We start from the raw sequence: 22,489 nt of genomic DNA on the forward strand, positions 1-22,489 counted from the left end.
AGCGAGGCTACCGGGGCGACGAGCGCAGCCGGTCCAACGCCTGCATCCCGGCGGCAAGGTGCTGCTCCAACTCGGCGCGGTCGGCAAGCCGGCGGGGGCGTTGCACCCGGCCCGAGGAGACATGGACGAAGACAGCGTCGACCACTGCCGGGTCCACCCCCCTGGCCAGCGCCCAGCTGTGCCGGTAGATCGCCAACTGCAGGTCGTCGGCGTCACGTTCAGAGGTCTTCCAGTCCACCAGCAGGTAGTCGTGGACACCGTCGTCCGCCTCGAAGACCGCATCGATCTGGCCGCGCACCACCTGCCCGGCGAGCACCAGCGCGAAGGGGACCTCCACCTCCAGCGGGGTGCGCTGGGCCCAGGGCAGCGACAGGAACGACTCCTGCAGCGCCACGAGTTGGGCATCGGACTCAATGACGAGGTCGTCGTCCTCGACCAGCGGGTCGGCCAGCTGGGCCAGTCCGTAGTGGCGTTGCACCCAGGCGTGGAACCGGGTACCCAGCGCCGCCGCCCGAGAGGCGGGGTGCGGCATGGGTCGCACCAGTTGCCGGGCGAAGGCGGTCGGGTCCTGCCCCGCCCTGACCAGCATGCTGGCCGACAGGGACTCCGGTGGCGGCAACGCGGTGGTCGCGCCGGCGGCCTCCCTGGCCAGCAGCTCGAGGCTGGTGTCCCATTCGGCGATCTCGGACAACTCGTCCAGCCTCAGGTGGTCGGGGTCGTCCCAGTGCCCCGAGGCGGCGTGCGCCTCACCGGCTCGGCGGACCAGGTCGGATCCTTCCCGGAGGCGCTCGCGAGCTTCAGCGGGCTCGGGCGTCGGCCACGGCAGGCCGACCTGGGGCCCGTGGAGCGGGTTGGCCGCGGCGACGGCCGGCGCCACTGCATCCAGGTGGTCCTGCTCGATTGCCTCTTCGGCCACGGCGTCGAAGTAGGGCGATCGTTCGCGGGCCCCCTTGGTCTCCGGGCGCCAGGTGTGGGTGGTGGCCACCAACAGTTCCCTGGCGCGGGTGACCGCGACATACCCGAGCCGGTCCTCGGCCATCCGCGCTTCTTCCTTGAGCCGCTCCTTGTAGGCCTTCATCCCGGCATCATCGACGCTGCCCAGCTGCGGGATGGAGTCGGCGTCACCGCGCAGGTGGGCGGGCAGCGCGTGGGCCACCCGCACCCAGTTGTCGGTGACCCGGTCGCTCGGGAAGACCTTGTCGACCAGCCCCGGCAGGAAGACCACGTCCCATTCCAGGCCCTTGGCCCGGTGCACGGTCAACAGCTTCACCGAGTTCCGTTCGCTCGGGGTCGCGAGCTCGAGGGCGACCCCGAACTCGCGTTCGGCATCGAGCCAGTCGATCAACCCCGACAGGCTGGACTCGGCGTCAACGTCCACGTAGCCGGCCACGGCATCGGTGAAGGCCGCCAACTGCTCGGGGCCCTCGCTGCCGGTCAGGCCGACGGCCAGTTCCACGTCGAGGCCGAGCACCGCGACGACGCGACGCACCTGGTCGAGCACGGGCTCGTCGCTGTGCCTGCGCAAGCCAGCCAACTCAGCCCCGAAGGCGGCGAACCTTTCGCGGGCCTCCTGCGAGTAGGGCAGGTCACCGGGGTCGTCGACGGCATCCAACAGCGACAGCACATCGGCGGTGTCGGTCTGGGCCAGCGCCGCGGCCAGGTCACTGAACAGGTCGGTCTGGCTGCCCTGGGCGGGTCGGTCACGGCCCTGGCCGGCCAACTGCCGGGCCCGTTGGCCCAGCAGGGCCAGATCCTGCGGACCGATCCACCAGCGGGGGCCGCTGAGCAGGTGCACCACCGCAGGGTTGGCAGTGACATCGTCCACCAGTCGCAGCGTCGCCACGACCGCGGAGACCTCGGGCAGGTCCAGCAACCCACCCAGGCCCACGATCTCGGTCGGCACTCCGCGCTCGGTGAGCGCGGCGAAGACCCCGGCCATGTCGGCGTTGCGGCGCAGCAGGACGGCGCAGTCCTTCCAGGACGCCAGCCGGCCCCGCTGGTGCAGGTCCACGATCCGGTCGGCCACCCAGGCGGCCTCCTCGGGCCAGGTCTCGAAGCCGGCCACCCGCACCTCACCGCCCTGCCTGTCGGCGGGCGCGACCAGTGGCTTCGGTGTCCCCGCACCCGTGGCGTCGTGCCGGGCCAGCATCGGGTCGCCCCGCAGGGGCTCTGCCAGAGCGTTGGCCACCTCCAGGATGCGTTGGCCGCTGCGTCGGTTGATGCTGAGCTGCACGCGGGTGGCGGGCTCGAGCGGGTCCGTGCTGCGCGGGAAGTCGTGGTGGAAGTGCAGGATGTTGCTGGCCGCCGCCCCTCGCCAACCGTAGATGGCCTGAAACGGGTCACCCACCGCCGTCACCGGGTGCCCCACGGGGTCACCCGCGAACAGGCCCTGCAGCAGTTTGGCCTGCGCGGCGCTGGTGTCCTGGTACTCGTCGAGCAGCACGGCGTGGAACTGCTCGCGGACCAGTCCCGCCACCGAGTCCACCTCGGCGACGATCCTGGCGGCCAACGCCATCTGGTCGGCGAACTCCACCAACCCGAGGTGCTTCTTCAACGCGGCGTAGGCATCGACCAGGTCGAGCAGTTCCAGCCGCTCGGCGAGCGCGGCCCCGGACTCCTTCACCGAGGCATAGACATCACCGCGCCGGTTCGGTGGTGCCTGGTGCAGTTTCGAGGCGACCACGGCCGCGTCGGCGCGCACCTGGTCGGTGCTGACCAGGTGGGACGACAATGCCGCATCCAGGGAGAGGACCCGCTGGACCAGGCTGGCCGGCTGCAGTCGCGACAGCGCCCGCAGCGGACCGGGTGCCTCCCGCACCACCCGCTGGGCCAGCCGGAACCGGGCCGCGCCGGTGATCATCAGCGGGTCGGTTTCGACGCCGATCCGCTGCCCGTGCTCGGACACCAGCCGCCCGGCGAACGCGTCGTAGGTCATGATGACCTCTTCGCCCTGGTCGTCGGTCCCCTCCCGCAGCACCCCGGCGGTGACCAGCGCCTGGCGCACCCGGTGCGCCAGCTCACCGGCGGCCTTGCGGGTGAAGGTCAGCCCGAGCACCTGGTCGGGGCGGACCTGGCCGGTGCCCACCAGCCACACCACCCGGGCAGCCATGACCGTCGTCTTGCCCGACCCCGCCCCCGCGATGATCACGGTCGGCTCCAGCGGCGCGGTGATCGCTGCCAGCTGCTCGTCACTGAACGGGATGCCCAGCGCTTCCGAAACCTCTTCAGGGCGCTCCATCCGCCGGTTGGGCAGCCGGGTGGGCCATGGCGCGCTCATCGGCCCACCTGCGGAGCCTGGCCCAGGGTGGGGCACGAAGTGCGGAACTGGCAGAACATGCACTTCGTCGAGGCCTGGGCCTCGAACCGTTCGGCACGAATCGTCTCGACGGCCTGCCCGATGGCGGCATGGATGAAACTGGGGTACTCACCCTCGCCGTCCTGCGGGGGCCGGGGCGCCTCGTCGAGGGAGTCCTGTCGCAGCACCTCGGGGAAATCCTCACCCCGGCGCAGGTAGACCAGCTCGGCACCGGCGCTGGCAGTCACCCCCGGAGCCAGCTCCTCGAAGGCGCCCGCCGTGGCGGCCAACTGGTAGAACCCCAGCTGGACGTCGGTGGCCGCCTCGGCCGCCGTCATCTTGCTGCGCCCGGTCTTGAAGTCGACCACCCGCAACCGGTCCTCGTCGTCGAGTTCGAGGCGGTCGACGCTGCCCTTGAGGACGACCCGTTCCCCGGCCACCTCGACGGTGGTTCGGAACTTGACCTCGGTGCCCAGCAGTCGGCTGCCCCGCGGCCCGACCCAGGCGAGGTAGCGGTCGAGTGAGTCCTGGGCCGTGGCCCGTTCGGAAGCGGACAACCAGGCAGCTTCGAAGGGGATCTGTTCCCAGACCTGGTCGAGGTGGCCATGCAGCTGTTCCCGGTCCAGGTTGTCGGTGGCAGCATGCCCGACCAGCGCGTGGATGACCGACCCCAGGCTGGCCGCAGTCCCGCGACCGGCCTCGGCGTTGACCCGACGCGACAGGAACCACCGCCTCGGGCAGTCCTGCAACCCCGCGACATCGGTCGCCGACAACACCAGCGGCTCGTCCGCGGGTTCGGTCGGCACGCCGGGCCGGGTCTGGTCATGGCTGCCCCACCAGGTCTCGGGGTCGGCCCCACGGGCCAGCGGCCGCCCGTGCCGGTCGCGGGACTGCGCCAGCCTGGCCAACCTGGTGGCCGCCGCCTGGCGCAGCCCCGGGGATGCCTCGGCGTCCACCACCACCCGACGCAGCCTCGCGACCATCGCCGGCATCGTGAGCGGATGCGTGGGGCGTCCGTGGACGACCTCCACGTCGCAGCCGAGCTCCGACAGGAACCGGGAGGCCTGGTCCCCCTCCCCCTCGTGGCCCTGCGCGGCAGTCACCAGCAGTTGTTCGGCGGCCCGGCTGCAGGCGAGCAGGAACGAGCGTCGTTCGGCGTCGATGAGGCGGCTGTAGGGCTCGGCCTCGGCCAGGCCGCCGGGGGTGAGGCGGTCCACGTCCAGCACGGTGCCCCGGCGGCGCGTCGCCGGCCACGTGCCCTCCTGCAGCTGGGCCACCACCACATAACGCCAGCGGCGCCCCTTGGCGCGGTGGGCGGTCAGCAGTTCGACGCCGCGGCGGGCCAGGTCCGCCTCCCGGGCGGTGTCGGCGGCGATCTGGTGGGTGACCAGTTCGTCCAGCAACTGGCGCACCGACCGCACGCCGACCAGCTGGGTGTCCCGGGCCGCGAGGTCGAACAGGGCCCGCACCGCGTCCAGGTCACGGTTGGCGGCCGGTGCCGCGTCCCCACCGGCCAGGGCGTCACGTTCGGCCCTGGCAGCCCAGGCCGTGGACTCCCACAGCGCCCACAGCACCGCCGAGGCGTCACCGCCCTCGGCGAGCACATGGCGGGCCCGTTCGAGGCGTTGCGCCAGCTCCAGCGCCTTGCGGGCCGGTTCACCGGGCAGGTCGCTGAGCAGCAGGATGTCGTCCAGGGCGCGGGCGAACCATTCGCCCGACGACAACCCGGCCTCGGGGTCCTGGGCACGCAGCTGGCGGCCGAGGCGGCGCACCTCCAGGCTGTCGAGCCCACCCAGCGGCGAGCGCAGCAGTTCCACCGCGTCCTCGGGTGAAGTCGCGGTCGGTGGGGCGGTACCACTGGGCTCGGTGCCCTCCTCGGGCGACGGGCCGGCGGTACCACCGGGTGCCCGCAACCCGATCACCGCCCGCAGCGCCAGCAGCAGCGGGCGCACGGCCGGCGCCTCACCCAGGGCGGTGTCCCCGGCCGCGACCTGCACCGGCACACCAGCGGTGGTCAGGGCGCGCGCGATCGGCAGCAGCCCACCCCGGTGGGACCGGGTGATGACGGCCATGTCGTGCCAGGCGATGCCCCCGGCCAGGTGCGCCCGGCGGACCTGCTCGACGATGTGGTCGATCTCGGCGCCCGGGGAGTCCAGCACCCGCACGTGCACCTGCCCTTCGGGGGCCTGCGCTGAGGGCTCCGGGACCAGTTGCCGGTCGTTGCGGGGCAGCCGGGTGGCCAGGGCGGCCAGGGCCGAGCTGACCCTGCGGGCGCGCCACTGGTCCTCCCCGAGGTCGATGCGGCTGGTGGAGGCAGCAGCCCCGAAGATGTCGTCGAACTGGCCCAGCGCCAGGCCACCGGCGCCACGGAAGCCGTAGACCGAGGTGCTGGGGTCGGCGAAGGCCACCAGGCGTGACCCGCCCGCGACCAGGTCGGCCAGCAGCTGCACCTGGCTCGGGTCGAGCTCGACCAGGTCGTCGACCAGGATCAGCGGGGTGGCCTGCACCACCTCGGCGAGCAACTGCGGGTCGAGCAGCCGCAGCCTGGCCCGGTGGACCAACTCGGCGTAGTCCATCTCGAAGGTGGCGTCGACCACGTCGAGGTACTCCCCCATGAACCCGGCCAGTGCGACCCACTCGCCACGACCCGCGCTGAGGCCCAGATCGGCGACATCCTCGGGGTCGAGCCCCAGTTGGCGTACCCGGGCCACCGCGGCACGCACCTCGGCGGCGAAGGCACGCGTCCCGGCGGCGCGGCGCAGGTCCTCACTCCAGCCGGCAGTGTCGTGCCGGCTGAGCAGTTCCCGCAGCCGGAACTCCTGCTCGGGGGCGGTCAGCAGGTTCCACAGGGGTTCACCCGGGGTGGGGTGGTCGGTGACGATGGCGTGGGCCAGGGCGTGGGCCGTCATCACCCGCGGCGCCACCTGCGCGCCGCCGATGCGCCGCATCAAATCATTGCGCAGCTTCTGGGCCAGGGGGCGGGTGGTGGTCAACAGCAGCACCTCACTGCCGCCCAGCCCCGACGCCAACGCGGTCGCAGCACACTCCACCAGGGTGTGGGTCTTGCCGGTGCCGGGGCCACCGACGACCAGCAGCGGGCCACCCCCGACCCGGACCGCCTCGACCACCTGCAACTGGGCAGGGGTCAGCGTCGCGGCCGCGGTCTGCGGGGCGGCGGTGGTGGGGCTGGGGATCTGCACGTGCCCATGCAATCACGGGCCACCGACAACAATCGCGCCGCCTCGAACCATGGCGCGTCCGCCCCGGCGTGGCTGACCCTGCCCCGTGCAAGAGTGGGGCCACGTCCAGGCAGGTCGCGCCGACGTCGTGCCTGTGTACGTGGGTTCGTGAGGTGCGAACCCGGACACCATGCTGCACGAGGAGAAATTTCCATGGCACAGGGAACCGTGAAGTGGTTCAACGCCGAGAAGGGCTACGGCTTCATCGCCGTCGACGGCGGCACACAGGACGATGTCTTCGTCCACTACTCCGCGATCGAGGCCAGTGGCTTCCGTTCGCTCGATGAGGGCCAGAAGGTGGAGTTCGAGGTGGCCCAGGGGCCCAAGGGCCAGCAGGCCGAGCACGTGAAGGTGATCTGACCGGTTCCTCATCGCTCGCTGGGGAGTTCACCGCCGGGTGGGCTCCCCAGTTGCGGTTCCGCCCACTCGACCTGTGGCAGCCTTGGCAACACACCCCACCTCAACGGGGACAGGGCAACGGGGACCAGGGCAACGGGGAAGGAGTGGCGTGACAACACCACCGGTACGCACCCAGGTCGATGACCACGTCCTGCAGCTGACCAACCTCGACAAGGTCCTGTTCCCCGACCAGACCACCAAGGCCGAACTGATCGAGTACTACCTGATGATCGCCCCGGTGGCACTGCCCCACCTCGCCGAGCGCTGCATCACCCGGCTGCGGTTCCCCCACGGCACCGACCAGTCGTCCTTCTACGAGAAGAACGCGCCAGCCGGGACCCCCGACTGGGTGCGGCTGGCCCATGTCAGCACCCAGGACAGCGACATCGCCTACGTCGTGGCCGACCAGGCCGCGACGCTGGTCTGGCTGGCCAACCTGGCCGCCGTCGAACTGCACACCCCGCAGTGGCGAACCACCGATGCACCCTCCTCGGGTGGCCCCGAGGACCCCATCGCGCTCGCCGGGCCCGACGCCGTGCCCGCCACGACGCTGGTGGTCGACCTCGACCCCGGCCCCGGGATCACGATGCACCAGTCCTGCCAGGCCGCCCTGATGGCCGCCAATGAACTCGCGGCGGCGGGCTTGCTGCCCTACGTCAAGACCACCGGCTCGAAGGGCCTGCAGGTGTTCGCCGCGATCGAGGCGACGCCGTGGCGTGAGGTGGTCGAGCAAGTGGGTCGGCTGGGCGCCCTGTTGGCCGGCCGCCACCCCGACCTGTTCACCACCACCATGGCCAAGAGTTCGCGCACCGGCCGGATCTACTGGGACCACCTGCAGAACCGGGGTGACCGCAATACCATCAGCGTCTACTCGGTGCGTGGCCGTGAGTCGCCGCGGGTCTCGACACCGGTCAGCTGGGACGAGGTCGCCGCCGTGGGGCCCGAGGACGACCTGTCGTTCACCATCGCCGACATCCCGGGGCGCCTCGACGAGTTCGGCGATGTGTGGCAGGCTCTGCTCGACCCGGACCAGGCAGCACCCCTGCCCACGTGGCCAGCAGAGCCGGGTTCATGATGAACTGGGCACTGTTCCATCACCGCGACCGCGCCCTGCAGGGGGAAAGCACATGAGTCAGAACCAGGCCAACCGGGAAGACACCCGCGACCTGAGTGCACTCAACCCGATGCGACGCGACTACACCGTCAGTGCGGCCCCCTGGCTGGCGGGCTCCACCGACGTGGGTCGGCGTCACCACCTCAACCAGGACGCGATCTCGCTGTGGGCCGCCCCCACCGGACGACGCGGTGTCCTGGTGGTCAGTGACGGGGTCTCCTCCTCCCCCAACTCCGACCGGGCCTCCCGCACCGCTTCGACCACGGTCACCGAGTTGCTGGGCTCCCGGCTGGACAAGGGGATCTTCGACTTCGACCAGTCGGGCGAGATCTTCAACCAGATCTTCGAGTCGGCCAACCGCGCCGTCCTGGCCGACGGCTCCGACGGGTCCCCGGCCGGCTCCTGCACGCTGGTGGCGGCGGTCGTCGAGGGTGACGTGGTGGCGGTGGCCAACATCGGCGACACCCGCGCCTACTGGCTGCCCGACCACGGCACCCCGCTGCAGGTCAGCACCGACGATTCGGTGGCCCAGGCCCACATGCAGATGGGCATGTCGCGCGAGGACGCCGAGAACTCCATCCATGCCCATGCCATCACCAAGTGGCTGGGCCCCGAGGCCACCGACCTCGAGCCGGGCACCGTGGCCCAGCGGGTCGAGGGGCCGGGCTGGCTGATGGTCTGCAGCGACGGCCTGTGGAACTACGCCTCCGAGGCCACCGCCATCGCCGAACTGCTGCGCCAGTTCTGGCATGCCATGCCGCCCGGTGACGGTCCCGATGTCCTGGCCCGGGCACTGGTGGGCTGGGCGAACAACCAGGGTGGGCGCGACAACATCTCGGTGTGCCTGGCCCGCGTCGAACCGCTCGGCGACCCGACCCCGGCACCGGCCCCGCCGCAACCGGCGCCCGCGGACGACACCGACGACGACGCCACCCAGCGGGTTGAGCGCCGCTCACCCGGCACCCCGCAGACCCCCGCCTGAGCCCGGACGACGTCCGCTGGGCGCGAACCAGCATGCCGCGCGCCGCGCGGACGCCTCAACAGCCGGTAGGTTGGTGTCGTGGACATCAAGATCGGCATTGTGAACGTGGCCCGCGAGGTCAGCATCGAGTCAACCCTCACCGGCGAGGAGGTGGCCGAGAAGGTGACCGAGGCGCTCAACAGCAACGGGCTGCTCGACCTCAGCGACGACAAGGGTCGCCGCGTGATCGTCCCAGCGGCGCAGATCGGCTACATCGACCTCGGCCCCGAGAACGCCCGCAAGGTCGGTTTCGGCGCCGTCTGAGCCCCCGGCGCTCCTACGCCTTCAGCAACTCAGGGCTGCAGGCCCAGGGCGAGCATCCGTTCGGCGGCTCCCTCGACCAGCGCCTGCAGCAACTCGGTGGTGCGCGCCACCTCTTCGGAGGTGCCGCTCTGCGTGCCCGTCAGGGCCCGGGCCAGCCGCGACTCCCGCGAGACGATGCGCTGCGCCTGCGCGGACATCTCCGCGATCACCCGGCGCCCGAACAGGCTGGTGCGTGAGCGCTGCTCGTCATCCAGGTCCAGCCCGGCCAGGGTCTGGGTCACCAGTTCGGCGACGTCGGGGCCGGGGTCGCCCTCCAGCACCTTGGCGACCGCCGGCGGCCAGTGTTCCCGGGTGTGCCGGACCAGGTCCAGGCCCATCCCGATGAGCAGCAGGTTCTTCACCAGCGCTTCGGGCCAGGTGCCGGGCGGGGTGTGCTGCTGCAGGGAGGCGAAGGCCTGCCGGATCGGCCCGACCTGCTGGTCGGCCGAATCGGCGGGGACGAGCGCGAGGCTGCGCCGGGCTGCCTCCACCGCCCCTGCCGAGGTGCGTGCCACCCCCAGTGCTTCCAGGGTCTGGGGGGCCAGGCCGGACAATTCGGCGAGTGTTTCGTAGCACAACAACCAGCCGGCGCCGTGCAGCGCGGCGATGGCAACATCGTCTGAAGAGGTGGCAGTCACACGCTCAGGCTAGCGTCGCCTGCTCGGCAGAATGGGTCCAACAGGCCCGGACGGCTAGACTGGTCGATGGTCGGGTACATGCCCGGCTGCCGACGCGTGAGTCCCGCGGAGGACGAGGCACGCCGAAACCCGGCCGAGCCCGTCGCATGACCACTGCTGTTCCGCCCGCGCCGGCGCATCCCACCGAGGTGGACCCGGTCAGGTCGGGCCTCGGACGACCGAAGGCACGATCCTGAACTCCATCACTGAACAATCCACCACCGAGACCACCTTCGCCGACCTCGGCGTGCTGCCCGAGATCAGCCGGGCGCTGGCCGATGCCGGCATCGTCCACCCCTTCCCGATCCAGGCCATGGCACTGCCGCTTGCCCTGGACGGGCTGGACATGATCGGGCAGGCCCGGACGGGCACCGGCAAGACCCTGGCCTTCGGCGTGGCTGTGCTGCAGCGGGTGACTCCCCCGCAGGAACAGGGCGAGGGCTTCGCCCACCCCGGCAAGCCGCAGGCGCTGATCCTGTGCCCCACCCGCGAACTGGCCGTCCAGGTTGCCCGTGACCTGACCATCGCCGGGTCGCTGCGCAAGGTGCGCGTGCTCACCGTCTACGGCGGTGTCGCCTACGAGCCGCAGCTCGAGGCCCTCGAGTCCGGCGTCGACGTCGTCGTCGGCACCCCGGGGCGTGTGCTGGACCTGGCCAACCGGGGTCCGCTCGACCTGTCCGCGGTCCAGATCGCGGTGCTGGACGAGGCCGACGAGATGCTCGACCTCGGTTTCCTGCCCGATGTGGAACGGCTGCTCTCGCAGACTCCGCGGGGCCGTCAGACCCTGCTGTTCTCGGCGACCATGCGCTCCCAGATCGTGGCGCTGGCCCGCGCCCACCTGACCCGCCCGGTCAACATCCGCGCCGAGGGCCACGACGCCCACGCCACGGTGCCCGACACCACCCAGTTCGTCTACCAGGCCCATGACCTGGACAAGCCGGAGGTGGTCGGCAAGATCCTGCAGGCCCGTGACGTCGAAAAGGTGATGATCTTCACCCGCACCAAGCGTGCAGCCCAGCGCCTGGCCGACGAACTGGTCGACCGCGGCTTCCCGGCCAGTTCCATCCACGGTGACCTCAACCAGGCCGCCCGCGAGAAGGCGCTGAAGAAGTTCCGTGAGGGCAAGGTCACCGTCCTGGTCGCCACCGACGTCGCCGCCCGCGGCATCGACATCTCGGGCGTGAGCCACGTGATCAACTACGAGTGCCCCGACGACGACAAGACCTACGTCCACCGCATCGGACGCACCGGCCGCGCCGGCAACAAGGGTGTCGCCGTCACCCTGGTCGACTGGGCCGACGTCACCCGCTGGAAGGTGATCAACAAGTCGCTCGACCTCGACTTCGACGACCCGGCCGAGACCTACTCCAGCAGCCCCCACCTGTTGACAGACCTCGACATCCCCGAGGGCACCAAGGGACGCCTGCAGCCGCCCAAGCCCAAGGACGATGAGCGTCCCAAGGGCAAGGAGAAGTCCCAGCGGCGCGACCCCGAACGTCGAGAGCGCCCGAAGCGCCAGCGTCGTCGCACCCGCAACGGCAAGCCCGTCGAGGGTGCGACCAGCGCGGCGCCCGCGGCCGAGGGTGCTGGTCAGTAGACCATCTGCATGGCCTGGCGCACCTCGGTCAACGTCGCATCGGCGATCTCGTTGGCCCGGGTGTTGCCGGCCCGCAGTACCTCTTCCAGGTAGCCCTGGTCGGCGACCAGTTCGGCGCGCCGGGCACGATGCCCGTCGAAGTGGTCGTTGACTGCCGCGGTGACCAGCTTCTTCAGCCCGCCACCGCCGCCGTCGCCGATCTCTTCGGCGATGGACTCGGGGGTGCGGTCCAGGCACAGCGCGGCCAGCATGACCAGGTTCGAGACCTCGGGGCGCTGCTCCGGGTCGTAGGTGATGTGCCGGTCGGAGTCGGTCACCGCCCGCTTGATCAGCTTCGCGGTCTGGTCGGCGGACTCACCCAGCTCAATGGTGTTGCCGCGTGACTTGCTCATCTTGGTGCCGTCCATGCCCAGGATGCTCGGCGCCTCACTGAGCAGGGCCTCCGGCTGGGGGAAGACGGGGGCATCAGCCCGGGCTCGTCCGAACCGCTCATCGAAGCGCCGGGCGATCACCCGGGCCTGTTCCAGGTGCGGCAGCTGGTCCTTGCCGACGGGGACGATGTTGGCCTTGCAGAACAGGATGTCGGCGGCCTGGTGCACCGGGTAGGTCAACAGCAGGCCCGACAGCGGGCGTTCCCCGGTGGCCTCCCACTCGCTCTTCACCGTGGGGTTGCGGCGCAGCTCGGCGTCGGTGACAACGGCCAGGAAGGGCAGCATCAGCTGGTTCAGCCCCGGCACCGCGGAATGGGTGAAGATGGTGCATGTCTGCGGGTCGAGCCCGGCTGCGAGGTAGTCGGCCAGCAGCGAGTAGACCCGTTCGCGGATCGGGCCGACCCCGTCGCGGTCGGTGATGACCTGGTAGTCGGCGATCAGCACGAACGACTCGACGCCGAGCCCCTGCAGGCGCACCCGGTTGCGCAGCGAACCGAAGTAGTGCCCGATGTGCAGGTTGCCGGTCGGGCGGTCACCGGTCAGCATTCGGTAGCGGCTGCCGTTGGTGGCGATGTCGGTGGCGATCTCGGCGCTGCGGGCCATCGAGCGGGCCAGGGAGGCTCCCGAGGAACTGTTTTCGATGTCATCCCCGGCCTGGTCGACAACCTGGTCCGGGGTGGTGCTGTCCTCGCTGCTCATCCTCGCCTTCCTGCTTTGTCCGCGCCGCCTGCGGGCGCGAGGACCACTGTAGCGAGTCCGTTGCCCGGGGCTGGATCAGGGCTTGCCGCCGCGGCGGCGGATCCGCGCCATGAGCTCGCGGTAGGCGCTGTCACGGGTGAGGTTGGCCCCCAGGGGGACGTCCTTGCCGGCCCCGTGGTAGTCGCTGGAGCCGGTGCGGATCAGGCCGAGGCGCCCACCCATCTCGAACAGCAGCTCGCGGGTGTCGTCGTCGTGGTCGATGTGGTCGACCTCGATGCCTTCGAGGTCGTGCTCACCCACCAGCTTCTGGATGTAGCCGGCCGTCAGCAGGTCGCGGCTGCCGCGTCCCCAGGGGTGGGCCAGCACCGCCACCCCACCGGCACCGTGGACCAGGTCGATGCCCATTTCCAGCGGGGTCGAGTAGCGACCGATGTAACCCGGCAGCCCGTCACCCAGCCACTTGTCGAAGGCCTCGGCGCGGGAGGAGACATAGCCCTTCTTGACCAGCGCGTCGGCCACGTGGGGGCGCCCGACCGAGGGTGACAGCCCGGACTGCTCCTTGATGTCCTCGACGCTGAGCGGCATGCCGAGTTCGGTGAACCGGTCGGCGAAGGCCTGCAGTCGTCCGGTGCGGCCGGCGCGGTTCTTGGCCAGTTCCGCGGCCAGGGGACGGTTCGCGGGGTCGCACCCGTAGCCGAGCAGGTGCACCGAGGCACCCTGCACCTCGCAGCTCATCTCCACCCCGCGGATCACCGTGACCCCGAGGCGCTTGCCCGCCTCGACAGCCTGGGCGACCCCGTCGAAGGTGTCGTGGTCGGTCAGGGCGATGACATCCAGGCCCGCGTCATGGGCCTTGTGCACCAGCAGGGTGGGGCTGTCGGTGCCGTCCGACACGCTGGAATGGGTGTGCAGGTCGATGCGCATGAGTTCATCATGCCGTAGCATCCCCGCCGGAAGTCACCGGGTCCCGCCGATGGGAACCGGTCGGTCGTTGACCCGGCCCGGCCTTGGCATCGGCCACAATGGAGGCATGCAGATCAACTCCCAGCAGAGCTACGCCGCCACCCCCGACCAGGTCTTCGCGATGATGACCGACGAGGCCTACCTCGCCGCCTGTTGTGACCGTTTCGGTGCCAAGGAACGCACCATCGAGGTCAACGGGTCCACCACCACCGTCAAGATGAAGCTGCCGGCCCCCGCACAGGTGCAGAAGTTCGTCGGTGCCACCATGCCCCTCAACCAGGTCATCACCTGGGGTGAGGCGACTGTCGACGGCACCCGCAGTGGCACGCTGCAGATGAGCATCGACAAGATGCCGGTCAAGGTCGCCGGTACCGCGGTGATGCGCCCCGGCGGCGAGGGCACCGAGGTGGTCTACACCACCGAGCTGGACGTCAAGATCCCCCTGGTCGGCAAGAAGCTCGAAGCCGAAGCCGCGCCGGTCGCGCAGCGTGCGCTGGACGCCCAGCAGCAGGTCGGCCGCGACTACCTGGCCAACAAGGCCTGAGCGGCCGAGCCGGACTCGGCTCAGTCAGACTCCACGAAGACGTCCTCGTCGACCAGTTCGGCGAGGACGTCGGCGTCTGCCGGGGTGTACACCACCCAGTCGACCGCCTCGTCGTCGTCCTCACCGGCAAACCGTTCAAGGATCACGGCAACCTCGTGGCCCAGGGCGTCCAGCGCCTGGGCCAGGGCGGTCGCCTCGGACTCATCGTCGAAGTGGACACGGGTCACCATCAGCCTGCTGCCTTCTTCCTGGAAGCCTCCGCAGCGGCCTCCCGCTTCTTCTTCGCCGCCGCCACCGACGCCTTGAGCGCGGCGACCAGGTCGACCACCTCGGCCGGCTCGGTATCTTCTGCGGCGGCTTCCTCCATCGGGACGCCGCTGAGCTTGGCCTCGACCACCTTTTCCAGCGCCTCGCGGTAGGCGTCGGTGAACTGGGTCGGGTCGAACTCGGACTCGAGTTCGTTGATGAACGAGGTCGCCATGGCCACCTCGGCCTTGCTGGCCTTCACGTCACCGGGCGGTTCGGCGAAGCTCACGTCGCGGATCTCGTCGGGCCACAGCATGGTGTGCATCATCAGCACATTGTCGGTGGCCCGGATCAGCGCCACCGCTTCCCGCTGGCGCAGCGCCACCTTCACCACCGCCGCCCGTCCGGTGGAGGCCATCGCATCGCGCAGCAGGACGTAGGGCTTGGCGCCGGCCCCGTCGGCCTCGAGCACATAGGTCCTGGCGAAGTAGGTCGGGTCGACCGCCTCGGTCTCGACGAACTGGACCACCTCGACGCTCTTGCTGGAGGCCAGCGGCAGGTCGTCGAAGTCGGACTTCTCGAGGATCGCGACGCGGCCGTCGTCGGCGGTGTAGCCCTTCGCGATCTCGGCGAAGGGCACCTCCTCGCCGCACTTGTCGCAGACCCGCTTGTACTTGATGCGCCCACCGTCGGCGGGGTGCACCTGGTTGAAGCTGATGTCCTTCTCTTCGGTGGCGCCGTAGACCTTGACCGGGATGGTGATCAGGCCGAAGGATATTGCGCCCTTCCAGATTGAGCGTGGTGCCATTACGTGCCCCATTCCTCGATGGTGTGCCAGAGCGGTTCATGCTCCAGCAGTGCGCTGACCTGTTCATCGGCCCAGGCCTGGTCGATGTCCAGCCCCCGCACGGCATCCGCGGCCCCGTCGGCGATGCCGGGCTCGGCATCGTCGAACCAGGCCACCAGTTGGCGGCGGGCCAGCCCGGTGACCAGGACTCCCCCGTTGGCGGCCTCCGGCCCCGGTGCGACCTGCGAGGCGTCAACCTCGGCGGTGACCACGAAACGTTCACCGTGCCGGGCCAGCGCCCAGACCGAGGCGAGCACCAGGGCGGCGTAGTCGGCCTCTTCGGTCATGTCGTCGGTGTAGTCCAGGCTCGAGCGCAGTGCTGCGTTGGGGGTGATGGCCTCGACCGGCCCCGAGAACAGTGCGTCGGGGGAATCCCTGCGGGCAGGGATGCAGACGAGGATGCTGCCCATCTGGTGTCCTTCCCGCTGCCTGTCCGGCGCACTCGCTGCGCGTGGGCCCACCCGGGTGGCGGGCTAGGATCAAAACTATCCTGCCGAGGGTGAATTCGGCGACGACTCGACTGCCCAGGAGTGTGCACAGACCATGGCTGCGTCCCGACGATCGTTCCTGACCGCCTGGGGGGTGGGGGGTGCTGCGGCGATGCTGCTGGCCGCCTGCAGCGCCGAGCCGGCCGACCAGGACCCGCCGGTACCGGTCACGATCGCGGTGACCTACAAGAACGGGACACTGCTGCCCAACGCGGAGCAGGTCAATGTCGTCAAGGGCGCCACGGTCACGGTCACGGTCGACTCCGACCAGGACCTGCGCGTGCACCTGCACGGCTATGAAGAGGTGGTCGATGCCGAAGCCGGGGTGCCCACGGAGTTCTCGTTCGTGGCTGACCTGGTCGGCAGTTTCGAGTTGGAGACCCACGAGCCGACCCGGCTGCTGGCCCAACTCATCGTGCGTGACCAGTGATTCGGTCACTGGTGCCCCTGCACGGGGTCGGTTCCCGGCAGGACCTGCCGCTGCCCTTCGAGCTGGTTGTCGCCGGCGCCGCGGTCACCCTGGCGGTCACCTTCGTGGCGCTGCTGTGGGCCTGGCGCTCACCGCGCTGGGCTGAACCGGGCGGACGAGCGCTGCCGCGGCTGACCCGCCTCGTCGACCACCCGGCACTGCTGTGGACCGGTCGGGTCCTGGTGGCGGGGCTGCTCGCCATCGCGCTGCTGGCCCTGGTGGCCGGCCCGGACCTGATCACCAACCCCTTCCCCGGCTTCCTGTTCGTCTGGGTCTGGATCGGCCTGGTGCCGGTCTCGCTGCTGTTCGGACAGGTGTGGCGCCGACTGTCACCGGTGCGCAGCCTGCTGGCATGGCGCGGCGCCCACCGCGAGGACGCCGCCCGCCCCGACGTGGCCGGCCTCTACCCGGCCGCGGCAGCCCTGCTCGGGTTCACCTGGCTGGAACTGGTGCAGCCCGACCGGGCAACCACCGCGGTGCTCAAGTGGTGGGTGCTCGCCTTCGCAGTGTGGGCCATCGGTGGCGCGCTCCTCCGCGGCGGTCGCTGGATCACCTCGGCCGACCCGTTCGAGGCCTACGCCACCACCGTGGCACGGCTGAGCCCGTGGCAGCGCCGCGACGGCGTGCTGCAGGTGACCAACCCGTTGCGCCACCTGTCCAGCACTGAGGCTCCCCGCGGGCTGTGGGCGGTCTGCTGCGTGCTGCTGGGCGGCACCGCGTTCGACTCGCTGAGCGGTGGGGTCTGGTGGGTGCGCGCCACCCAGTCCTCCGAGCAGCCGGCCTGGCTGTGGGGCAGCCTCGGGCTGCTCGGCTGCCTGGCGGTAGTCGTGGCCACCTACCTGGTCGGGGCACTGGTGATCGACCGGGCCTCCGGTTCCCGCGAGACCGAGCGGGACCTCAACTCACTGGGGCGTTCATTGGTGCCGATCGTGGTCGGCTACGCCCTCGCCCACTACGCCACGCTGCTGGTGATCGAGGGCCAACGGGTCGCCATCAACCTGTCCGACCCGTTGGGGCGCGGGCAGAACTGGTTCGGCACCGCCGAACTGGGCGTCAACGGCGCCATCTACGACTACGCCAGTGCCGTCGCCTGGGCGCAGGTCGGCTTCATCGTCGGCGGCCACGTCCTCGGGGTCGCCTGCGCCCACGACATCGCCCTGCGCACGCTGCCCGCCGAGCGACGCACCTGGGCCCAGCTGCCGCTGTTGCTGGTGATGGTCGGCTACACCTGCGCCGGCCTGCTGCTGTTGTTCGCCTGACCCCGCCGGACCGGTCACCGGCGAGTTGTCCACAGGCACACTTGCGCCCGGCCCGCGTGGTGGCCGAGGGTGGCCCCATGACATCCCCCTCCCCCACCACCAGACCCGCTGGCAGGGTCGTCCTGTGCGATCACGGGCTGGTGATCACCGAGTTGCCACCACTGGGCGCCGCCCGCACGCAGGCCGCCACCGACCTGATGACCAGCCTCGCCGGGAAGATGGTGGAGTTCCTGCAACGGCGGCGCGGCCGCACGGCGCTGGCCCGCCTCACCCGGTTCACCGTCGAGGAGGCCCTGGTCGAGTGGCGTGACCTGCTCGACTGGTCCGGGGCACGCCTCGTCCAAGCCCATGGGTCACTGGTCGGTGAGGGCGTGGTGGAGGGCTCCTTCACACTGCTGCGCGGCCCGCGCCGGCACACCTTCGTGTGCCGGGTGCAGCACGACGGGCGCCGGTGGACGTGTGTCCTCCTGGCGCCCGTCGGCCTGCTGGTCCCGGTCCGCTCCTGAGCGCTCGCTCAGGCGCCGTGGCAGAGCTTGTACTTCTTGCCCGACCCGCAGGGGCAGGGCTGGTTGCGGCCGGTGCCGGCGAACTTCTTGGGCCCGTCGGCCTCCTCGGTCGCGGTCGCCGCGGCGGTGGCCCGCCCGCGGGTCGCAGTGGCCTTGGCAGCACCCGACTCGGCCGGGGCAGCCTTGGTGGCGGTCGACTTGGCGGTGGTGGTCCTGGCCGCCGTGGCCTTGGCTGGGGCGGTGCTCTCCTTGCCGGCCGTCGACTTGGCGGCGGTCGCCTTGGCGGCAGTCTTCGCTGGGGCGGGCTTGGCGCCGTTTCGCCGGGCCGGGCGGCGTGACCGGGCAGACCCGGTCTCCTTCTTCACCTGCGACTCGCCCTGCTCGTCCGGTGCGCTGTAGCTGAGGTTGGTCGCCTTGCGTCCACCGAGCCCCTTCGCCAGCGGCTTGGCCGGGGCGTCCTCGTCCTCGTCGCCCGCGAGGGACTCGAGGTTCGGCTGCTCCACCAGCCCCACGCCCTGCACCTCGGTCTTGACCTCGAGGTTGAACAGGTAGCCGACGACCTCCTCCATGAAGGCTTCCATCATGGCGTTGAACATGTTGCCGCCCTCGCGCTGGTACTCGACCAGCGGATCGCGTTGCGCCATGGCGCGCAGGCCGATGCCCTCGCGCAGGTAGTCCATCTCGTAGAGGTGCTCACGCCACTTGCGGTCGAGCACGGTCAGCAGCACCTGGCGTTCCAGCTCGCGCATGGTGTCCTCACCCAGCGACTCGGCCCGCTTGTCGTAGGCGTCCTGGGCGTCGTCCACCAGGGCCTCGACCAGGGCGTCCTGCTCGGTGATCTCCTCGATTTCGTCCATCGACAACGACACCGGGTAGAGCGTCTTGAGGTCGGTGACCAGGGTGTCGAGGTCCCACTCGTCGTGGAAGCCCTCGGTGCGGCCTCGGACGGTGTCCTCGACCACGCGGCTGACGGTGTCGCGCAGCTGTTCCTCCACGTCGGCGCCGTCGAGCACCTGCCGGCGGTCGCCGTAGATGGCGTGACGCTGGCGGTTCATCACGTCGTCGTACTTGAGGACGTTCTTGCGCATCTCGAAGTTCTGCGACTCGACCTGCTTCTGCGCGTTCTCGATCGAGGACGAGATCCACTTGTGCTCGATCGGCTGATCTTCGGGCACCTTCAGGGTCAGCATGGCCCGTTCGATCACCTCGGGCTGGAACAGGCGCATCAGGTCGTCCTGCAGGGACAGGTAGAAGCGGCTCTCACCGGGGTCACCCTGTCGGCCCGAACGGCCTCGCAGCTGGTTGTCGATGCGGCGCGACTCGTGGCGCTCGGAGCCGATCACGTACAGGCCACCGAGTTCGACGACCTCCTCGTGCTCGGCCTCGGTCTGCTCCTCGATCTCTTCGAGGGTCTGCTCCCACTCGGCCTCGTACTCGTCGGGGGTCTCGACCGGGTCCAGGCCCTTCTCCTGCAGCACCTGGTCGGCCAGGAACTCCGCCGAGCCACCGAGCATGATGTCGGTACCACGACCTGCCATGTTGGTCGCCACCGTGACCGCACCCTTGCGCCCGGCCAGGGCCACGATCGCGGCCTCCGACTCGTGGTGCTTCGCGTTGAGCACCTTGTGCGGGATGTTGGCCTTCTTCAGGGCCGCCGAGATGCGCTCGGACTTGGCCACCGAGGCGGTACCGATCAGGACCGGCTGGCCCTCCTCGTGGCGCTCGACGACGTCCTCAATGATGGCGTTGAACTTCGCCTCCTCGGTCCGGTAGATGAGGTCCTTCTGGTCCTCGCGGATCATCGGCTTGTTCGTCGGGATCGGGATCACGCCCAGGCCGTAGATCTTCTGGAACTCCGACTCCTCGGTCTTGGCGGTACCGGTCATGCCCGACAACTTGTCGTACATGCGGAAGTAGTTCTGCAGGGTGATCGTGGCCAGGGTCTGGTACTCGTCCTTGATCTGGACGCCTTCCTTGGCCTCCAGCGCCTGGTGCAGGCCCTCGTTGTAGCGGCGCCCGGCCAGCGTTCGTCCGGTGTGTTCGTCGACGATGAGCACTTCGCCGTCCATGACGACGTAGTCCTTGTCCTTCTTGAAAAGTTCCTTGGCCTTGATGGCGTTGTTCAGGTAGCCGATCAGCGGGGTGTTGGCCGACTCGTAGAGGTTCTCGATGCCGAGGCGGTCCTCGACCTGGGCGATGCCGGGGGCCAGCACCGAGACGGTGCGCTTCTTCTCATCCACCTCGTAGTCGCGGTTGCGGTTCAGGCGCAGGACGAGCTTGGCGAACTCGGGGTACCACTGCTGGTTGTCCTCGGCGGGGCCGGAGATGATCAGCGGGGTACGGGCCTCGTCGACCAGGATCGAGTCGACCTCGTCCACGATGGCGAAGTGGTGCCCGCGCTGCACCAGGTCGTCCTTCGACAGGGCCATGTTGTCGCGCAGGTAGTCGAAGCCGAACTCGTTGTTGGTGCCGTAGGTGATGTCGGCGTTGTAGGCGCGGCGCCGTTCGGCCGGGGTCATCGAGGTCAGGATGACGCCGGTGTCGAGGCCCAGGAAGTGGTGCACGCGGCCCATCTGCTCGGACTGGTACTTCGCCAGGTAGTCGTTGACCGTGACGACGTGGACGCCCTCACCGGTGAGCGCATTCAGGTACGACGGCAGCGTCGCCACCAGGGTCTTGCCCTCACCGGTCTTCATCTCGGCGATGTTGCCCAGGTGCAGCGCCGCCCCACCCATCAGCTGGACGTCGAAGTGGCGCTGGCCGCGGACCCGGCGGGAGGCCTCACGGACCGTGGCGAAGGCCTCCGGCAGGATGTCGTCGAGGGTCTCACCGTCCTCGAGGCGTTCCTTGAACTCGTCAGTCATGGCCCGCAGCTCGGCGTCGGTCATCTCTTCGAAGTCTTCTTCGATGGAGTTGACCTGGTCGGCAATGCGGGAGAGCTTCTTCAGCATCTTCCCATCGCCGGTGTTGAGCAGACGATCGATAAAGCTCACTTGGCTTCCTTCTGTCCTTGGGAGACTGTCCCCGCAGCCGCAGGGAGGCACCATTCCATCCTAGAGGCTACGGGCCAACAGGGCCTCAGGACGAACCGACCGCCTGCGCCAGCTCGCCGGACAGCGTCCCGCGGGGTTCGACCACGACCTGCTCACAGCCGGTCCACCGGCCCAGTTCGGCCAGTTCCTCGGCCAGCTCCGCGGCCACACGTGGTGCCCTGTCGGCGGCGTGCTCCTCCACCCACGCGGACCTCACCAGCAGCGTACCTGCGGCCCGGTCGGCCTTCAGGTCGACGCGGGCGACGAACTGGTCATCGAGCAGGAAGGGGTAGACGTAGTAGCCGTAGCGCCGCTTCGGCTCGGGGACGTAGATCTCGATGCGGTAGGTGAACCCGAACAGTTCCTCGGTGCGCCGCCGTTCGAAGACCAGCGAGTCGAAGGGGCTGACCAGGGCCCGGGCCCGCACCGGCGGCGGCAGTTGCACCCCGGAGCTGCCGAGGTGGCCCGACCACAGCCAGACCTGACGCCCCCAACCGTCCACCGCTGCGGGAACGAGGTCGCCGGCCGCCACCAGGTCGGCCACGGCCCGACTGGTGGCGGCCTGGCTGAGCCGGAAGTAGTCGGCCAGGCACTTGGTGCTGGCCACCCCGAGCGCCTGGGCCGAGCGTCGCACGAGGGTGGTGGTGGCCTGGTCGTCGCTGGGGTCGGGTTCGGCCAGGACGCGCGCCGGGAGCACCTGTTCGGGCAGGGCGTAGCGGCGCTCGAAGGAGGCATTGCGCCCGGCCGAGGTCACCAGCCCGGCGGCGAACATGGCCTCCAGCACCGACTTGACCGCCGACCAGTTCCAGCCCCAGTCGTCCTTGCTGCGGGGCCCCTCGTGGTATTCGACCTGACGGGCGGTCAGCGGGCCGCGCTGGGCCAACTCGTCCAGGATGAACCGGTCCAGGCCGGGGTGCTCGGCCAGTGCGCGCGCCAGTGAGGGGGCCCAGCCCTCGCCGCTTCGTCCCATGCGCGGACGAAGGGCGGGCTGCAGGTCGACGTCGATCACGCTGGCGGCGTGCCCCCAGTACTCGAACAGGCGCCGCGGGGCGGTGGACAGCGCCCGGTCCAGCAGGGCCTTGTCGTAGCTGCCCAGCCGGGAGAACAGGGGGAAGTAATGGGCCCGTTCGACGACATTGATGGTGTCGATCTGGAACTGCGCGAGCCGACGGACCTGGGCCTGCACGTCACGCATGGTGACCGCCCGCCCGGTCGGCCGGGGCTTGCCGAACCCCTGGGCATGCAGCGCGATGCGTCGCGCCTGCGGCAGGGTCAACCGGACGGTGGGGGCGGTGGCCATGAAGGTCATGCTAACCTTCGCCGCGCACAGCACAGCGGTGGCAAACCGTTCGTTGTCGAA

19 protein-coding genes are annotated in these 22,489 nt (G+C 70.1%); 9 read left to right on the forward strand and 10 right to left on the reverse strand.

Annotated features, from left to right (window positions below):
• Positions 1 to 7: 7 nt before the first annotated feature.
• Together ACQE3C_RS14415 and ACQE3C_RS14420 are read right to left on the reverse strand one after the other, a co-directional pair.
• Entirely contained in the window at positions 8 to 3,277 is a 3,270-nt protein-coding gene (locus ACQE3C_RS14415; protein ID WP_434539831.1) for a UvrD-helicase domain-containing protein, read from the reverse strand.
• Positions 3,274 to 6,495 (reverse strand): PD-(D/E)XK nuclease family protein, encoded by a 3,222-nt coding sequence (locus ACQE3C_RS14420; RefSeq protein ID WP_434539832.1) that lies wholly within the window; start codon positions 6,493 to 6,495, stop codon positions 3,274 to 3,276. Before ACQE3C_RS14420 ends, ACQE3C_RS14415 begins: the two co-directional genes overlap by 4 nt.
• 192 nt (positions 6,496 to 6,687) lie before the next feature.
• Here ACQE3C_RS14420 and ACQE3C_RS14425 point away from each other — a divergent pair, with 192 nt between their 5' ends.
• The 4 genes from ACQE3C_RS14425 (at position 6,688) to ACQE3C_RS14440 (ending at position 9,332) form a co-directional block, all read left to right on the forward strand.
• Positions 6,688 to 6,894 carry a cold-shock protein gene (locus ACQE3C_RS14425; RefSeq protein WP_434539833.1) on the forward strand — a complete coding sequence of 69 codons (207 nt, stop codon included), beginning with the start codon at positions 6,688 to 6,690 and terminating at the stop codon, positions 6,892 to 6,894.
• A gap of 148 nt (positions 6,895 to 7,042) precedes the next feature.
• The gene (gene ligD / locus ACQE3C_RS14430; protein ID WP_434539834.1) at positions 7,043 to 8,008 is read left to right on the forward strand and encodes a non-homologous end-joining DNA ligase; all 966 of its coding nucleotides are present in this window, start codon (positions 7,043 to 7,045) and stop codon (positions 8,006 to 8,008) included.
• Between the two features lie 52 nt (positions 8,009 to 8,060).
• On the forward strand, positions 8,061 to 9,029 hold the full coding sequence (locus tag ACQE3C_RS14435) for a PP2C family protein-serine/threonine phosphatase (RefSeq protein ID WP_434539835.1): 969 nt from the start codon (positions 8,061 to 8,063) through the stop codon (positions 9,027 to 9,029).
• Positions 9,030 to 9,107: 78 nt separating this feature from the next.
• Positions 9,108 to 9,332: a DUF3107 domain-containing protein gene (locus tag ACQE3C_RS14440; protein ID WP_434539836.1), complete on the forward strand. Its 225-nt coding sequence runs from the start codon at positions 9,108 to 9,110 to the stop codon at positions 9,330 to 9,332.
• 29 nt (positions 9,333 to 9,361) lie between these two features.
• On the opposite strand, the gene ACQE3C_RS14445 is transcribed toward ACQE3C_RS14440, so the two are convergent.
• On the reverse strand, positions 9,362 to 10,009 hold the full coding sequence (locus tag ACQE3C_RS14445) for a ferritin-like fold-containing protein (RefSeq protein WP_434539837.1): 648 nt from the start codon (positions 10,007 to 10,009) through the stop codon (positions 9,362 to 9,364).
• Positions 10,010 to 10,238: 229 nt separating this feature from the next.
• Here ACQE3C_RS14445 and ACQE3C_RS14450 point away from each other — a divergent pair, with 229 nt between their 5' ends.
• Entirely contained in the window at positions 10,239 to 11,645 is a 1,407-nt protein-coding gene (locus ACQE3C_RS14450; protein ID WP_434539846.1) for a DEAD/DEAH box helicase, read from the forward strand.
• On the opposite strand, the gene trpS is transcribed toward ACQE3C_RS14450, so the two are convergent.
• Both trpS and ACQE3C_RS14460 read right to left on the reverse strand, forming a co-directional pair.
• Positions 11,639 to 12,679 carry a tryptophan--tRNA ligase gene (gene trpS / locus ACQE3C_RS14455; RefSeq protein ID WP_434539847.1) on the reverse strand — a complete coding sequence of 347 codons (1,041 nt, stop codon included), beginning with the start codon at positions 12,677 to 12,679 and terminating at the stop codon, positions 11,639 to 11,641. The two genes, ACQE3C_RS14450 and trpS, sit on opposite strands and share 7 nt — an antisense overlap.
• Before the next feature lie 171 nt (positions 12,680 to 12,850).
• Positions 12,851 to 13,636, reverse strand: a complete 786-nt coding sequence (locus tag ACQE3C_RS14460; protein WP_434539848.1) for a PHP domain-containing protein — start codon at positions 13,634 to 13,636, stop codon at positions 12,851 to 12,853.
• 169 nt (positions 13,637 to 13,805) lie between these two features.
• Between ACQE3C_RS14460 and ACQE3C_RS14465 the strand changes: the two genes are divergently transcribed.
• Positions 13,806 to 14,282, forward strand: coding sequence for a DUF2505 domain-containing protein (locus ACQE3C_RS14465; protein ID WP_434539838.1), 477 nt, complete (start codon positions 13,806 to 13,808; stop codon positions 14,280 to 14,282).
• Between the two features lie 20 nt (positions 14,283 to 14,302).
• Here ACQE3C_RS14465 and ACQE3C_RS14470 read toward each other — a convergent pair whose 3' ends face one another.
• Genes ACQE3C_RS14470 through ACQE3C_RS14480 form a run of 3 tightly spaced genes read right to left on the reverse strand, consistent with a single transcriptional unit; the run spans position 14,303 to position 15,785 of the window.
• The gene (locus ACQE3C_RS14470; RefSeq protein WP_434539839.1) at positions 14,303 to 14,512 is read right to left on the reverse strand and encodes a hypothetical protein; all 210 of its coding nucleotides are present in this window, start codon (positions 14,510 to 14,512) and stop codon (positions 14,303 to 14,305) included.
• The gene (locus tag ACQE3C_RS14475) at positions 14,512 to 15,336 is read right to left on the reverse strand and encodes a Ku protein (RefSeq protein ID WP_434539840.1); all 825 of its coding nucleotides are present in this window, start codon (positions 15,334 to 15,336) and stop codon (positions 14,512 to 14,514) included. Before ACQE3C_RS14475 ends, ACQE3C_RS14470 begins: the two co-directional genes overlap by 1 nt.
• Positions 15,336 to 15,785: a DUF6912 family protein gene (locus ACQE3C_RS14480; protein ID WP_434539841.1), complete on the reverse strand. Its 450-nt coding sequence runs from the start codon at positions 15,783 to 15,785 to the stop codon at positions 15,336 to 15,338. The genes ACQE3C_RS14475 and ACQE3C_RS14480 overlap by 1 nt, the downstream gene beginning before the upstream one ends.
• Positions 15,786 to 15,918: 133 nt before the next feature.
• Here ACQE3C_RS14480 and ACQE3C_RS14485 point away from each other — a divergent pair, with 133 nt between their 5' ends.
• The 3 genes from ACQE3C_RS14485 (at position 15,919) to ACQE3C_RS14495 (ending at position 18,097) form a co-directional block, all read left to right on the forward strand.
• Positions 15,919 to 16,293, forward strand: coding sequence for a hypothetical protein (locus ACQE3C_RS14485; RefSeq protein ID WP_434539842.1), 375 nt, complete (start codon positions 15,919 to 15,921; stop codon positions 16,291 to 16,293).
• Positions 16,290 to 17,591: a hypothetical protein gene (locus ACQE3C_RS14490; protein ID WP_434539843.1), complete on the forward strand. Its 1,302-nt coding sequence runs from the start codon at positions 16,290 to 16,292 to the stop codon at positions 17,589 to 17,591. The genes ACQE3C_RS14485 and ACQE3C_RS14490 overlap by 4 nt, the downstream gene beginning before the upstream one ends.
• Positions 17,592 to 17,668: 77 nt before the next feature.
• Positions 17,669 to 18,097: an Rv3235 family protein gene (locus ACQE3C_RS14495; RefSeq protein WP_434539844.1), complete on the forward strand. Its 429-nt coding sequence runs from the start codon at positions 17,669 to 17,671 to the stop codon at positions 18,095 to 18,097.
• Between the two features lie 8 nt (positions 18,098 to 18,105).
• On the opposite strand, the gene secA is transcribed toward ACQE3C_RS14495, so the two are convergent.
• Positions 18,106 to 21,081, reverse strand: a complete 2,976-nt coding sequence (gene secA, locus ACQE3C_RS14500; RefSeq protein WP_434539849.1) for a preprotein translocase subunit SecA — start codon at positions 21,079 to 21,081, stop codon at positions 18,106 to 18,108.
• A gap of 94 nt (positions 21,082 to 21,175) precedes the next feature.
• Positions 21,176 to 22,429 carry a winged helix-turn-helix domain-containing protein gene (locus ACQE3C_RS14505; protein ID WP_434539845.1) on the reverse strand — a complete coding sequence of 418 codons (1,254 nt, stop codon included), beginning with the start codon at positions 22,427 to 22,429 and terminating at the stop codon, positions 21,176 to 21,178.
• Between the last annotated feature and the right edge of the window lie 60 nt (positions 22,430 to 22,489).

The organism is Aestuariimicrobium sp. Y1814 (genome assembly GCF_050113895.1).
Taxonomy (GTDB): Bacteria; Actinomycetota; Actinomycetes; order Propionibacteriales; family Propionibacteriaceae; genus Aestuariimicrobium.

What these genes read in the sequence shown, in the direction of transcription:
- ACQE3C_RS14470 (WP_434539839.1), bottom strand. Translation starts at nt 14,512, where the DNA reads ATGGTGACCCGTGTCCACTTCGACGATGAGTCCGAGGCGACCGCCCTG.
- trpS (WP_434539847.1), bottom strand. Translation starts at nt 12,679, where the DNA reads ATGGCCCGCAGCGCCGAGATCGCCACCGACATCGCCACCAACGGCAGC.
- ACQE3C_RS14485 (WP_434539842.1), top strand. Translation starts at nt 15,919, where the DNA reads ATGGCTGCGTCCCGACGATCGTTCCTGACCGCCTGGGGGGTGGGGGGT.
- ACQE3C_RS14480 (WP_434539841.1), bottom strand. Translation starts at nt 15,785, where the DNA reads ATGGGCAGCATCCTCGTCTGCATCCCTGCCCGCAGGGATTCCCCCGAC.
- ACQE3C_RS14415 (WP_434539831.1), bottom strand. Translation starts at nt 3,277, where the DNA reads ATGAGCGCGCCATGGCCCACCCGGCTGCCCAACCGGCGGATGGAGCGC.
- ACQE3C_RS14465 (WP_434539838.1), top strand. Translation starts at nt 13,806, where the DNA reads ATGCAGATCAACTCCCAGCAGAGCTACGCCGCCACCCCCGACCAGGTC.
- ACQE3C_RS14505 (WP_434539845.1), bottom strand. Translation starts at nt 22,429, where the DNA reads ATGGCCACCGCCCCCACCGTCCGGTTGACCCTGCCGCAGGCGCGACGC.
- ACQE3C_RS14435 (WP_434539835.1), top strand. Translation starts at nt 8,061, where the DNA reads ATGAGTCAGAACCAGGCCAACCGGGAAGACACCCGCGACCTGAGTGCA.
- ACQE3C_RS14425 (WP_434539833.1), top strand. Translation starts at nt 6,688, where the DNA reads ATGGCACAGGGAACCGTGAAGTGGTTCAACGCCGAGAAGGGCTACGGC.
- ACQE3C_RS14495 (WP_434539844.1), top strand. Translation starts at nt 17,669, where the DNA reads ATGACATCCCCCTCCCCCACCACCAGACCCGCTGGCAGGGTCGTCCTG.
- ACQE3C_RS14475 (WP_434539840.1), bottom strand. Translation starts at nt 15,336, where the DNA reads ATGGCACCACGCTCAATCTGGAAGGGCGCAATATCCTTCGGCCTGATC.